This is a genomic window from Mesorhizobium sp. LNHC221B00 (assembly GCF_000502935.1).
GTDB lineage: Bacteria > Pseudomonadota > Alphaproteobacteria > Rhizobiales > Rhizobiaceae > Mesorhizobium > Mesorhizobium opportunistum.
In genome coordinates this window covers 200,242-213,553 of sequence record NZ_AYWR01000001.1, presented here as the reverse complement: position 1 = coordinate 213,553, position 13,312 = coordinate 200,242, and the positions used below count along the sequence as shown (strand labels likewise).

The window sequence follows — 13,312 nt, the reverse complement described above, 5'->3', positions numbered from 1 at the left end:
GCGCTTCGCGGCAGGGCTTGGCCGATTGCCGGGCTAGAACGGCAGCCATCGGTAGCAGGTGGCTGCCGTGATGCTGCGAATAGGCGAAGAACCGGGGTACATCAGCCTGGGTGCGAGCTGGCGGAGAGAAATTTCTAATAATCCCGTCGGAATTGGAATAAACTAACTCTACAGAATTTATAGAATAAGCAAAATGCACTGGCGATCTGGCTTTCCCGGACAGGACCACGCCATGCCCACTTTCTTGCGCCCGCTCTCAGCCTGCCGCCGTCGCCCGCGCGTGGGAGGCAAGCCATGACCGCTGATTTCCCCGACCGCATCAAGGTGCTCTGGTTCCTGCCGACGCATGGCGACAGCCGCTACCTCGGCACGACGGAAGGCGGCAGGGCCGTCGACCTGCCCTATCTGACGCAAGTGGCCAAGGCCGCCGACACGCTGGGCTATTACGGCGTGCTGTTGCCGACCGGCCGGGCCTGCGAGGATTCCTGGGTGATCGCCTCGGCGCTGGCGCCGCTCACCGAGCGGCTGCGTTTTCTCGTCGCCGTGCGGCCCGGCCTGCAGTCGCCGACGCTCGCCGCGCGTATGACCGCCACGCTCGACCGCATCTCCAACGGCCGCCTGCTGATCAACGTCGTCACCGGCGGCGATCCGCTGGAGAACAAGGGCGACGGCATCTTTCTCTCGCATGCCGAACGTTACGAGGTGACGCAGGAATTCCTGCGCATCTACAAGCGCGTGCTGAGCGGCGAGACGGTCGAGCATCAGGGCAAGCATTTCCGCATCGAGGATGGCCGCCTGCTGTTCCCGCCGGTGCAGACGCCATATCCGCCTCTCTATTTCGGCGGCTCGTCCGATGCCGGCTCCGTCGTGGCGGCGCAGGAGATCGACAAATATCTGACCTGGGGCGAACCGCCAGCCGATGTCGAGCGCAAGCTGGACGCCGTGCGCGAACTGGCAGGAAAGGCCGGCCGCAAGCTCTCCTTCGGCATTCGCCTGCATGTCATTGCCCGCGAGACGACCGAGCAGGCCTGGGCCGCGGCGGACAGCCTGATCAGCCGGCTCGACGACGCCACGATCGCTTTGGCGCAGAAGGTGTTTGCCCGCATGGATTCGGTTGGCCAGGCGCGCATGAGCGCGCTGCATGGCGGCAGCCGCGACAAGCTCGAGATCGCCCCCAATCTCTGGGCCGGCGTCGGCCTGGTGCGCGGCGGCGCCGGAACCGCCCTTGTCGGCGACCCGGACACGATTGCCGAGCGGATCGACGAATATCGGCGCCTCGGCATCGACACCTTCATCCTGTCCGGCTACCCGCATCTTGAAGAAGCCTATCGTTTCGGCGAACTGGTGCTGCCGAAACTGCCAACCGATCACCCGGTCAAATCGGCCGGCTCATCCGTCAACACCGGGCCATTCGGCGAAACCATTGCCGGCGACCACCGCCCGAAGTCGCTCGCCAGCGCCTCGTGAACGCGCTACCCCAATCCCGCCGGCTGCGCGTCGCCATCATCGGCGGCGGCTTCTCCGGCGCTGCGGTCGCCTGGCATCTGGCGCAATTGCCCTTGTTCGAACGTCTGTCGATTTCCGTGATCGAGCCGCGCCCGGCCCTCGGCGGAGGCCTTGCCTATTCCGGCGCGGAGCCGGCGCATCGGGTCAATGTCCCGGCGATCAGGATGAGCATGGCTCCGGACGATCCGCAGCACTTCGCACGCTGGTTGACCGGCAGTGGCGAACTCGAGCGCGATACCGACGCCATCTGGAAGAATGGCGACGCCTATCCGCGCCGGCGCGTGTTCGGCCGCTACGTCGCCGAGCATCTGGCGCCCTGGCTCGGTTCGGGCGTGGTCCGTCATGTCCAAGGTCTTGCCACGCGCGTGACCCGTGACGCGGATGGCGCTGGCTGGTCCGTGCACACTTCCGGCGGCCCGGTCGCAGCCGACATTGTCGTTCTGGCGGCGACGCATCTGCCGCCTGGAATTCCGGCCGCGCTGGCCTCCCTGGCCGAAGCGCCGGGTTTCGTCGCCGACCCATACGCCGCTTCCGCTCTTGCCCATATCGGACGGGAAGCATCGGTGCTGATTGTCGGTTCCGGATTGAGCTCGGCCGACATGGTGGCCGAACTCGATCGCCGCGGCCATCGCGGCCGCATCCTGGCGTTGTCGCGCCGCGGGTTGCGCTCGCGCGGCCATCCTGACGTCAGGGGCGAGCCCTTCGGCGACTTTGCGTCATCGCCGGCCGCAACGGCGCTTGGCCTGCTGAAGACTATTCGCGCCACGCTGGCGGCTGCGCGAGCCGCCAATGTCAACTGGCAGTCGGTCTTCGACCAATTGCGGCTGCAGGGACCGGTGCTGTGGGCAGCACTTGCACCGCGCGAGCGGGCAAGGCTGGTCCGCCAGTTGCGCGTGTTCTGGGACGTGCATCGCTTCAGGATCGCACCGCAGGTGGCGGCGGTGCTGGATCGCCGTCAGGCCGCCGGCACCTACGAAACTGTTGCCGCCAGGCTTGTCGCCTCGAACCATGAGGATGATGGCCCGGCGGTCAGCTTCCAGCGGCGCGGACAGACAGGGATCGAGACGGTGCGCTTCGATGCGGTCATCAACACGACTGGCCCGGCGCATGGGCAAGCCCTTCGGCTCAACCCGGCGCTGCGCTCCTTGGCCGAAGCTGGGCTGATCAGGGCTGACGCATACGGGCTGGGTATCGAGACCAGCCTCGATAGCCGCGCCATCGGCCGGGATGACAGGGCGATCGCCACGCTTTTCGTCGCCGGCCCGCTGGCTCGGGGCAGGTTTGGCGAACTCATGGGCCTGCCGGAGGTGGCCCGTCATGCCCAGGCGGTTGCCACGGAGATCGCAAGGCTGCTGGACACGGTCCCGTCAGCCGAGACGATCGGCGTCGACGCGGACAGCGTTGCCGAGGCCCGCTGACGGCCGGAAGCCGGTTCGACGGGCAAATTGGTATTTCTGTTCCAGAAAGGCTCCAAAAACGGAAAATGTTTCTTTGTATATAAATTCCATAAACATAATAAATATCAGGGAAGGCCGGCGCCGACCGGATCGATAACGACACCGCCTGAATGGGAGACAGTTCATGGCACACGCAGACACCGACGCGCTCAAATTCGCCTATTGGGTACCCAATGTTTCGGGCGGCCTGGTGATCTCCAACATCGAGCAGCGCACCAATCATTCGGCCGAATACAACCGCAAGCTGGCGCAGATCGCCGAGAAGGCCGGGTTCGACTATGCGCTCAGCCAGATTCGTTTCACCGCCGGCTACGGCGCCGACGAACAGCATGAATCGGTAGCGTTCAGCCATGACCTGCTCGCAGCCACCACGACGCTGAAGGTGATCGCCGCGATCCTGCCCGGCCCGTGGAATCCGGCGCTGGCAGCCAAGCAGATCGCCACCATCAGCTATCTGACCAATGGCCGTGTTGCCATCAACCTCGTCTCCGGCTGGTTCCGTGGCGAGTTTCACGCCATCGGCGAGCACTGGCTTGACCATGACGAGCGCTATCGCCGCTCGGAGGAGTTCATCCGCGCGCTGCGCGGAATATGGACCGAAGACAGTTTCACCTTCCGCGGCGATTTCTATCGCTTCAACGAATATTCGCTGAAGCCGAAACCACCGCAGCCACTGCCGGAAATCTTCCAGGGCGGTTCATCGCGTGCCGCGCGCGACATGGCATCGCGTGTCTCGGACTGGTACTTCACCAACGGCAACACGCCGGCCGAGATTGCCAAGCAGGTCGATGACCTCAGGACCAAGGCGAAGGCCAACAACCATTCGGTCAAGGTCGGCGTCAACGCCTTCGCCGTCGTCCGCGAAACCGAGGACGAAGCCAAGGCGGTGCTTGCCGAAATCATTGCCAAGGCCAACCCCGAAGCGGTCAATGCCTTTGGCCACGAGGTCAAGAATGCCGGCAAGGCCTCGCCGGAAGGCGAGGGCAATTGGGCGAAATCCTCCTTCGACGATCTGGTCCAGTACAATGACGGCTTCCGCTCGAACCTGATCGGCACGCCGAGGCAGGTCGCGGAGCGCATCGTCGACCTGAAGCGCGCCGGCGCCGATCTCATCCTGCTCGGCTTCCTGCACTTCCAGGAGGAGGTCGAGTATTTCGGCAAGCATGTCATTCCGCTCGTCCGCGAGCTGGAAGACACCGAACAGGCAGCGTCACTGGCGGCGGAATAGTCATCCCGCAAGCTGGCCGGACAAGCTCCGGCCAACGCACGATGAAGGTTTTTCAGGCGCGCTCGATCTCTTCGGGCGGCATCGAGAATTCGCGCGCCTAGGGCGCAATCGAGGACCTTGGAAATGCCATTGGCCAGCTATGCCCTTGGAATGATGGAGGCTTCGGTCTACGCGCCGGAAATTTTCGCGCGCGGCTTGCCGTCGGCACCCCAGCCGGCGCAGCCTTCCGCGGGCCGCGTCGAGCCGGCGGGGTCCGTTTCGGGTGCCGACTCTCCGCTGCTTTCACTGAAAGCTATCGGCCTGTCGTTCGGCGGCGTCGTGGCATTGGCCGATATCGACCTGTCGGTGCAACCCGGCGAGATCCGCGCCATCATCGGGCCGAACGGCGCCGGCAAGAGCTCGCTGATCAACGTCATCAGCGGCGTCTACCGGCCGGATCGCGGCCATGTCCTGCTCGACGGCGTCAGCCATGCCCATGTGCCGACGCAGCGGCTGGCGCGTCTCGGCGTCGCCAGGACCTTCCAGAACCTGGCCTTGTTCAAAGGCCTCAGCGTCCTCGACAATGTCGCGTCCGGCCTTGCCTACAAGGTCCGCTCCAATTTTGCCGGCCAGGTGCTCGGCATTGGCCGCTCGCGCAGCGAGCAGCGTGAAACACGCGGCCGCGCCGACCAGGTTCTCGAATTCCTCGACCTCACCGCCGTTCGCGATCGCCTTGTCGGCACGCTGCCATACGGGCTGCAGAAGCGCGTCGAATTGGCCCGCGCACTGGTCGCGCAACCGCGCCTGCTTCTGCTCGACGAACCGATGGCTGGCATGACATCAGGCGAGAAAAGCGAGATGGCGGGTTTCGTTCGCGCCGCGCGCGATCGTTTCGCCACCACCGTCGTTCTGATCGAACACGATGTCGGCGTCGTCATGGGCCTGTCCGATCGGATCGCCGTTCTCGACTACGGCCGCAAGATCGCCGACGGCACGCCTGACGAAGTCAGGAACGACCAGCGTGTCATCGATGCCTATCTGGGCGTCGCCTCCGACAATGAGGACGGGGCAGGCATATGATCGCCGACTTCGATTATCAGTTCTTCATCGAAGTGCTCGTCGGCGGCCTGCTCTCCGGCGTCATGTACTCGCTGGTCGCGATCGGCTTCGTGCTGATCTACAAGACCTCGGGCGTGCTCAATTTCGCGCAGGGCGCGCTGCTCCTGTTCGCGGCACTCACCTTCGTTAGCCTCGTCGAACGCGGCGTCCCGTTCGCGTTGGCCTTGGTCGCCACCTTCGCCATCATGGTGGCGATCGGCATCGCCATCGAACGCACGGTGCTCAGGCCGCTCACCAACAAGCCGCCGGTCACTTTGTTCATGGCCACGCTCGGCCTGTCCTACATCATCGAGGGTGCCGCCCAATTGATCTGGGGCACGCAGGTCCACGGCCTCGATCTCGGCATCGAGGACGTGCCGCTGGAAGTCGGCGGAGTGCTGATCAGCCAGTTCGATATCTTCGCCGCAGTGGTTGCCGCCGGTATGGTTCTCCTGTTGTCGCTGTTCTTCCGCTACACGCGCATCGGCCTCTCGTTCCGCGCCGTCGCCGACGACCAGTTCGCCGCGCTTGCGGTTGGTCTGCGGCTGCCGCTGATCTGGGCGACCGTCTGGGCGGCCGCCGGCCTGGTCGCATTGGTGGCGGGACTGCTCTGGGGCGCCCGCCTCGGCGTGCAGTTCTCGCTGTCCCTGGTGGTGCTCAAGGCGCTGCCTGTGCTGGTGCTCGGCGGCTTCGATTCCATCCTTGGCGCCATCGTCGGCGGGCTGTTGATCGGTGCCAGCGAAAAGCCCGCCGAGGTCTATATCGGCGACTATTTCGGCGGCGGCATCGAGAGCTGGNGAGCTGGTTCGCCTATGTCGTCGCGCTCGTCTTCCTCTTGATCCGCCCTTCCGGCCTGTTCGGCCAGAAGCTCGTCGAAAGGGTCTGAGCGATGACCGCGATAGCAAGCGATTTTCCGTCCACGCCGGTGCTGCCGAAATGGCTCGCGCCTGTCCTGCTGCTCGCCTTCGCCTATGGCGTCGTGCCGCTGATCGGCTCGAGCTATCTGTTCGAAGCGATCCTGCTGCCGTTCCTGGCGCTCAGCCTCGCCGGCGTCGGCTTGAACATTCTTACCGGCTATGCCGGCCAGGTGTCGCTTGGCAGTGCTGCCTTCATGGCGGCCGGCGCCTTCGCCGCCTATAATTTCAACTTGCGCGTCGAAGGCCTGCCGTTGATCGGCAGCATTGTTCTGGCCGGCCTCGCCGCCGCCGCGATCGGCATCGTCTTCGGCCTGCCGAGCCTGCGGCTGAGGGGCTTCTATCTCGCCGTCTCGACGCTTGCCGCGCAGTTCTTCGTGCAATGGGCGCTGACCAAGTTCAGCTGGTTCTCCAACAATTCGGCATCGGGCGTCATCGACGCGCCAAGGCTTTCGATTTCAGGCTTCGCGCTCGACGGCGCCGTCGGCCGCTATCTGTTTGCGCTGACCATCGTCGCCGTGCTGACCTTCCTTGCCCACCGGCTGGTCTCGTCGCAGACCGGGCGCAACTTCATCGCCATTCGCGACAATGAAACCGCCGCCCGCATCATCGGCATTCCGGTGCTGAGGACCAAGCTTCTGGCCTTCGCCATCTCGTCCTTCATCATCGGTGTTGCCGGTGTCATCTGGGCCTTCGCCTATCTCAGAACCGTCGAGCCGGACGGCTTCGATCTCGACCGATCCTTCCAGATCCTGTTCATCATCATCATCGGCGGGCTGGCTTCGATCCGTGGCGCGTTCTTCGGCGCCGCCCTCATCGTGGTCTTCCCGCTCGCGCTGTCCCGCATCGGCGGCTTCCTGCTCGGCGATGTCTTCGATTCCGGCGTGCTCGACATGAGCCAGCGCATCGTGCTGGGCGCGCTCATCATCCTGTTTCTGATCCTTGAACCCGACGGGCTGGTGGCCCTGTGGGACAGGCTCCGAAGACGGCTCCTGTTCGCCTGGCAGACGAGCTGAGCTGCATCATCGACATCAATCGCATTTGGAAATGAACCAGAGGCCGAACCAAGGACGGCCCATACCGGGAGTACCCAACCCATGAATTTTCTCAGCACAATCAAGGCGGCGGCGCTGTCCGTGGCGATGATCGTGTCGGTGGCCTTGCCATCAGCTCACGCCGACGACCAATATTTCCCGCTGCAGAGCTATCGCGTCGGGCCTTACGCGGCTGGCGGCACCGGCTTCTTCGGCGGCTTCATCGACTATCTCAACCTCATCAACATCCGCGACGGCGGCGTCAACGGCGTCAAGCTGACCTGGGACGAATGCGAAACCCAGTACGAGGTCGAGCGCGGCGTCGAATGCTACGAGCGGCAGAAGAGCCATGCCGGTGCCGCCGCCTGGAACCCGCTCTCGGTCGGCATCGCCTATGCCATGATCGACCGCATCACCGCCGACAAGGTGCCGCTGATCACGGTCAACCACGGCCGCACCGATTCCACCGACGGGCGCGTTTTCCCCTATGTCTTCCCGCTGCTGCTTAATCCCTACAGCGAGACGTCGGGGATCGTGAACTACATCGCCTCCAAGGAGGGCGGCATCGACAAGCTGAAGGGCAAGAAGATCGTCGTGCTCTACCATGGCTCGCCCTACGGCAAGGAGACCATCCCGATCTATGAATTGCTGGCCCAGAAATACGGCTTCACCGTCCAGCAGATCGAGGTGCCGCATCCCGGCAACGAGCAGCAGTCGCAATGGCTGACGATCCGCCGCGCCAAGCCGGACTTCGTCGTCCTGCGCGGCTGGGGCGTGATGAACCCGGTGGCGCTGAAGACGGCGGTCAAGGTCGGCTATCCCGTCGACCACATCGTCGGCAATGTCTGGTCGAATTCGGAAGAGGATGTCATCCCCGCCGGCGTCGCCGCCAAGGGCTACACCGCCATCACCACCCAGGCGTCGGGCAACAGCTATCCGGTGGTGCAGGAGATCGTGAAGACGGTCTACGACGCCGGCAAGGGCAATCTGGAAGACAAGTCGCGCATCGGCTCGGTCTACCACAATCTCGGCATCGTCAACGGCATACTGAATGTCGAGGCGATCCGCGTCGCGCAGGAGAAGTTCGGCCACCGCACGCTGACCGGCGACGAGGTCCGCTGGGGCTTCGAACATCTCAAGCTCGATCCGGCCAAGGTCGAGGCGCTCGGCGCCAAGGATCTGTTCCATTCGATCAATGTCAGCTGGGACAACCATGAAGGTGAGGGCTACGTGACCTTCCAGCAGTGGGACGGCAAGAAATGGAACGTGGTCTCCGACTGGATCGCGCCGGACTGGGCGCTGCTGCGGCCCATCATCGAGAAGTCGGCCGAGGCCTATGCCGCCGAGAAGGGCATCAAGCTGCGCACCGCCGATGATGCCAACGCCGTGACCACCAACTGATCAGCCAGTGCCGGGCGCCGCGGACAGGTTTCCGCGGCGCCGGCCACTTTCGCTCCGCGGACCAGGGAAGAAGAGCCCATGCCGGACAATGACGTCATTCTTGCCGTGAATGCGGTCCACGCGACCTACAACCACGCCGTCACAGCGCTGCACGGCGTCAGCTTCGAGATCAGGCGCGGCGAGATCCTGGCGCTGCTCGGCGCCAATGGTGCTGGCAAGACCACCACGCTGAAGGCGGTCTCGAACCTGCTGCCGGCCGAACGCGGCCAGGTCAACGCCGGCACCATCCGCTATGACGGCTCGGATGTCTCGCGCCGCAAGCCGGGCGATCTGGTGCGCGCCGGCCTGGTGCCGGTGCTCGAAGGCCGCCACTGCTTCAAGAGCCTCACGGTCGAGGAAAACCTGGTCGCCGGCGGCATCGGCCGCAGCGGTCGTCGCGCCGAAATCAACGTCGATCTCGAACGCATCTACGGCTATTTCCCCCGCCTCAGGGAAAAGCGCCGGACACTGTCCGGACTGACCTCCGGCGGCGAGCAGCAGATGACCGCGATTGGCCGGGCGCTGATGTCGCGGCCGCGCCTGCTGGTCCTCGACGAACCGTCGATGGGGCTCGCCCCGCTCATCGTCCAGGATATTTTCCAGACCCTGAGAAAGTTGAACCGCGAGACCGGCCTGTCGATCCTGGTGGCCGAGCAGAATTCCGCGGTCGCGCTCAGATATGCCGACCACGCCACGGTGCTCGAAAACGGTGTCTCCGTCCTCTCCGGTCCGGCTGCAGAGCTTCGCCAGCGCGAGGATGTGCGCGCCTTCTATCTCGGTCAATCGACCCCCGGGCAACAGCCGTCACCGGCTGCCAAAACAGCCCATCTCCATGCCGTCGCCTGAAGCGAAATTCGAAGGAGCAGCGAAATGACCGTCTCGACCGTCAAGACAGACCATGCCTCCGCCGCCGTGCCGCCCGTCGCAAGGCCGTCGGCGCTGGCCCACATCATCAAGGATGACGCCGAAGCGATCGCCATCGCCCACGCGCTCGCCGCCGAATTCGCCAAGGACTCTTCCAGGCGGGACCGCGAGCGGATCTGGCCGGTTGCCGAACTCGACGCCTTCTCGCAAAGCGGCCTGTGGTCCATCAATGTGCCCAGGGCATTCGGCGGACCGGAACTATCCTACGCGACGTTGGCCAAGGTGATCGAGATCATCTCTGCGGCGGATTCTTCCATCGGCCAGGTGGCGCAGAACCATCTCGGGGTCATTGCCGCCATCCGCACCGTGTCGGACGCCGAACAGCAGAAACTGCTCTTCGGTGAGGCGTTGAAAGGCACGCGGTTCGGCAACGCCTTTTCCGAGTTCGGTTCCAAGCGTGCCGCCGATTTCGAGACCCGCTTCACCGATGCCGGCGACCATGTCGTCGTCAATGGCCGCAAATTCTATTCCTCCGGCGCGCTGCTTGCGCATCTGGTACCGATTGTGGCGCTCGATGACGAGGGCCGCGCCTGGTATGCGATCGCCGACCGTGGTGCGCCCGGCCTGACGGTCATCGATGACTGGTCGAGCTTCGGCCAGCGCACGACGCTCTCCGGCACCGTCATCATCGACAACGTCAAGGTGCCGAAGACTTTTCTGGTGCCCGGCTATAAGGGTTACGACAGGCCGACCGCCGACGGCGCCATCTTCCAGATCATCCAGGTCGCGGTGGACACCGGCATCGCCCAGGCGGCGATCGACGAGACGGTTCACTTCGTCAGGACCAGGAGCCGCGCCTGGATCGACAGCGGCGTCGACAATGCCTGGGACGATCCCTACACCATCCAGGCGATCGGCGATCTGACGCTGCGTCTGCACGCGGCACAGGCGCTACTCGAAAAGGCCGGCCATGCGATCGACCGGGCCGTGATCGAGCCGACCGCCGAGACGGTCGCGCATGCGCAGATCGTCACCGCCGAGGCCAAGATCCTGTCGACCGAGATCGCCATCGCCGCGACGAACAAGCTGTTCGAACTCGCCGGCACGCGCTCGACGCTGGCCGAGCACAATCTCGACCGTCATTGGCGCAATGCCCGCACGCACACGCTGCACGATCCGGTGCGCTGGAAGTATTCGATCCTCGGCAAATATTTTCTCAACGGCGAAAATCCGCCGCTGCACGCCTGGAGCTGATTTCCATCGGCGGGCTAAAGCTCGCCCTAGTAAAACTTCGACCATCAAGAGGCCCACCGCCATGTCAAATCCAACAGTCGTCGGCTTTTCCGGCAACATCACCCGGCCGTCAAAGACACGTGCCTTCGTCGATTTCGTCACCAGGGACATTGCCGCGCGCCACGGCCTGTCGGCCAGCACCTATGACATCGAGGATGTCGGCCCATCGCTGGGCACGGCAAGGTGGGCCCGCGACCTCGACAGCCAGGCGCAACCGATCCTGGCCCAGATCCTCTCCGCGGATGTGCTGGTGGTGGGTTCGCCGACCTACAAGGGCAGCTATACCGGCCTGTTCAAGCACTTCTTCGACCTCATCGATCCGGCCGCGTTGCGCGGCAAGCCCATCCTTCTGACCGCGACCGGCGGCGGCGAGCGCCACGCCTTGATCGTCGAACACCAGCTGCGGCCGCTGTTCGGCTTCTTCGAGGCCTTCACCCTGCCGACCGCCGTCTACGCCACCGACAAGGATTTCACCGACGGCGTGCTGCGCTCCGAGGCGATCCTGAAGCGCGCCGCGCAGGCCGTGGACGAGATCGGCTTCGTGCTGGCGAACCGCTCGGCGGGCAGGGTCGCCGCCGAATAGCCGCTCGTCATCGGCTTGCGCAGAGGTCGAAATCGGCGTCCCGGGTAAGCTCGCTTACCCGCAGTTTACGACCGCCGGCTACAACGTTCCTGTCTGATTCGTCTGGGACAGGAACATCATGAGCAAAGCCCTCATATCCTTCGCGCTGGTCGCTGTGCTGACCGCCTTGCTCATGGCGTTGAGCCTTGCGGTGGCCAGGCACGGCTATCCGTATGGGGCGATCGGCGTCAGGCGCCTCGACGGCATTGCCGATGCCGGGACGTTCATTCCGCTGGCCGCCGTCTACTTCTTCACCGCGCTGCTGATGATGATCCTGCCGATCCGTGCGGCCAGCATCGTGCTGACCCATGCCGCCGACGCGATCTTCTGGACAGTGATCGTGCTGCTTGCCACCATTGTCGGTGGTCTTCTTGCAAGATGGGCCTTCGGCCAGGGCAGCGCCCTGCTGGCATTATTGAACTGGCGGTTCCTGTTTGCCGTGGTCGTCATCGGCTGTCACTTCGTCATGAACGAGCTGCGCCGCAACGTGCTGCTGCGCAGCCTGTTCTTCGTGGTCTTCGCCGCCGCGATGCTGGCCTGCCTGTTCTGGTCCTTCACGCTCTAGCTTCCGGCCGCGACGTGGCCTGCTCCATCCACGTCCAGAGATAGGCGGCAAGACCGCGGTCGACATGGATACGCAGCTTGCTTCGGCCGGTGTTGCCGCCGCCGATCCAGCTTTTTTCCAGCACGGCCACTCGGGCGATGTTGTGGTTTTTGGCCAGGTAATAGGCTGTCGCCAGCCCGTGGCCGCCGCCGCCGATGACGATCGCGTCAGAGGCCGGTTTCGGCTCGGGCGAGCGCCAGGCCTGCTTCCAGCCGGTCTGCCCGGCCAGGCCTTCCTTGAAGAGCGATAACGCGGAATAGCGTCTGGTTATGGTGCGGCGGACAAGCCTGATTTCTCAGGGAAGCGTAGTGGCATTGTACATATATGTCTAATTTGCGTGCCGGCTTTGTACACAACGACTGGCACTAGCGTTTGCGTGCCATCGTCTCCACCACATAACGCGAGAAATCCTCGACATCCTGGGTCGTGGGTTCCTGGCCGGTAAAGCTGCGCAAGTATGAAGCGACATGAGGCAGGCGGCTGCTCATCGGCTCGTCGAGTTCGAGCGAGTAATAGCCGATCTGCATGAAGTAGAGGATGCGGGCACGAACGAATGCGTCCTCCTCGTCATAACCATGGCGCATGAACATGTCGCGGATGGCGTTGACGCGTTCCTCGTCGGCTTCGTCGAGCGCGCGCCGGATTGCCGGCGAACGACGCGCCCAGGCCCGGATCGCGAAATCCAGTCGGGGATCGAACAGCCTTTCGTCGACCCAGCATTCGAAGATGCTCATCACCCCGCGGACCACGGTGGCGGAAGGTCGCCTGGCGCGCTCGACGATGAATTTCGTGTTGGTCTGCCGCCAATGATCCAGCAACTGGTCGAGAAGATCCTGCCGGCTCTTGAAATACCAGTAGAAGCTCGAGCGCGAGACGTCGAGCTGCTGGCCCAGCGTCAGCACGCGGACGCGCTCGACACCATCCGAGATCAGCGTTTCAAGCGCAAGCTTCAGCCAGTCTTCACGAGTGGCCTTGACGTTGCCGGTGGCGCCGGCGCGCTGGATCGTCGTTTCGAGTGCCGCCATCGGCACGACGCATGACACGCCGCACCGGCCAAATCAAGGTCATGGACACTGCTGTACAGGGCGATTCATCGGGGCCTGGATCACGCCGCGTGGATATTAGCCGGGTTGGTTTTCGAAATGCCGCACTATCGGCGCGGAGACAAGCCTGGGCATTTTTGTCGCGGCGCATCGGCCAGTGCGTGCTTTCCCGTAAGGCAATTGTCTGGCAAATACCAATTCAGACGGATGCCGCCGCGCGGCCAGCAGCC

12 protein-coding genes and 1 pseudogene are annotated in these 13,312 nt (G+C 64.1%); 11 read left to right on the top strand and 2 right to left on the bottom strand.

Annotated features, from left to right (window positions below; translation table 11 throughout):
- Positions 1 to 294 precede the first annotated feature (294 nt).
- The 11 genes and pseudogenes from ssuD to X741_RS165260 all read left to right on the top strand — a co-directional run bounded on the left by ssuD (position 295) and on the right by X741_RS165260 (position 12,000).
- The gene (ssuD, locus tag X741_RS165215) at positions 295 to 1,467 is read left to right on the top strand and encodes an FMNH2-dependent alkanesulfonate monooxygenase (RefSeq protein WP_023775871.1); all 1,173 of its coding nucleotides are present in this window, start codon (positions 295 to 297) and stop codon (positions 1,465 to 1,467) included.
- Positions 1,464 to 2,924, top strand: a complete 1,461-nt coding sequence (locus tag X741_RS165220; protein ID WP_023775870.1) for an FAD/NAD(P)-binding protein — start codon at positions 1,464 to 1,466, stop codon at positions 2,922 to 2,924. Before ssuD ends, X741_RS165220 begins: the two co-directional genes overlap by 4 nt.
- 163 nt (positions 2,925 to 3,087) lie before the next feature.
- Entirely contained in the window at positions 3,088 to 4,191 is a 1,104-nt protein-coding gene (gene sfnG / locus X741_RS165225) for a dimethylsulfone monooxygenase SfnG (RefSeq protein WP_023775869.1), read from the top strand.
- 123 nt (positions 4,192 to 4,314) lie between these two features.
- Positions 4,315 to 5,250, top strand: a complete 936-nt coding sequence (locus X741_RS165230) for an ABC transporter ATP-binding protein (RefSeq protein ID WP_023775868.1) — start codon at positions 4,315 to 4,317, stop codon at positions 5,248 to 5,250.
- Positions 5,250 to 6,154 (top strand): annotated as a pseudogene (locus X741_RS01000000166145) (branched-chain amino acid ABC transporter permease). Before X741_RS165230 ends, X741_RS01000000166145 begins: the two are co-directional and overlap by 1 nt.
- Before the next feature lie 3 nt (positions 6,155 to 6,157).
- The gene (locus X741_RS165235; RefSeq protein WP_023775867.1) at positions 6,158 to 7,198 is read left to right on the top strand and encodes a branched-chain amino acid ABC transporter permease; all 1,041 of its coding nucleotides are present in this window, start codon (positions 6,158 to 6,160) and stop codon (positions 7,196 to 7,198) included.
- An 81-nt stretch (positions 7,199 to 7,279) separates the two neighbouring features.
- On the top strand, positions 7,280 to 8,617 hold the full coding sequence (locus tag X741_RS165240; RefSeq protein ID WP_023775866.1) for an ABC transporter substrate-binding protein: 1,338 nt from the start codon (positions 7,280 to 7,282) through the stop codon (positions 8,615 to 8,617).
- A gap of 78 nt (positions 8,618 to 8,695) precedes the next feature.
- Positions 8,696 to 9,502, top strand: coding sequence for an ABC transporter ATP-binding protein (locus X741_RS165245; RefSeq protein WP_023775865.1), 807 nt, complete (start codon positions 8,696 to 8,698; stop codon positions 9,500 to 9,502).
- A 24-nt stretch (positions 9,503 to 9,526) separates the two neighbouring features.
- On the top strand, positions 9,527 to 10,774 hold the full coding sequence (locus X741_RS165250) for an SfnB family sulfur acquisition oxidoreductase (RefSeq protein ID WP_023775864.1): 1,248 nt from the start codon (positions 9,527 to 9,529) through the stop codon (positions 10,772 to 10,774).
- A gap of 61 nt (positions 10,775 to 10,835) precedes the next feature.
- Positions 10,836 to 11,396: an FMN reductase gene (msuE, locus tag X741_RS165255; protein WP_023775863.1), complete on the top strand. Its 561-nt coding sequence runs from the start codon at positions 10,836 to 10,838 to the stop codon at positions 11,394 to 11,396.
- Positions 11,397 to 11,514: 118 nt separating this feature from the next.
- Positions 11,515 to 12,000: a hypothetical protein gene (locus tag X741_RS165260; RefSeq protein ID WP_023775862.1), complete on the top strand. Its 486-nt coding sequence runs from the start codon at positions 11,515 to 11,517 to the stop codon at positions 11,998 to 12,000.
- On the opposite strand, the gene X741_RS1000000167825 is transcribed toward X741_RS165260, so the two are convergent.
- Positions 11,990 to 12,310 carry an FAD-dependent oxidoreductase gene (locus X741_RS1000000167825; protein ID WP_084018218.1) on the bottom strand — a complete coding sequence of 107 codons (321 nt, stop codon included), beginning with the start codon at positions 12,308 to 12,310 and terminating at the stop codon, positions 11,990 to 11,992. The genes X741_RS165260 and X741_RS1000000167825 overlap by 11 nt on opposite strands.
- A 94-nt stretch (positions 12,311 to 12,404) precedes the next feature.
- Positions 12,405 to 13,064, bottom strand: coding sequence for a TetR/AcrR family transcriptional regulator (locus X741_RS165265; RefSeq protein ID WP_023775860.1), 660 nt, complete (start codon positions 13,062 to 13,064; stop codon positions 12,405 to 12,407).
- Positions 13,065 to 13,312: the final 248 nt, after the last annotated feature.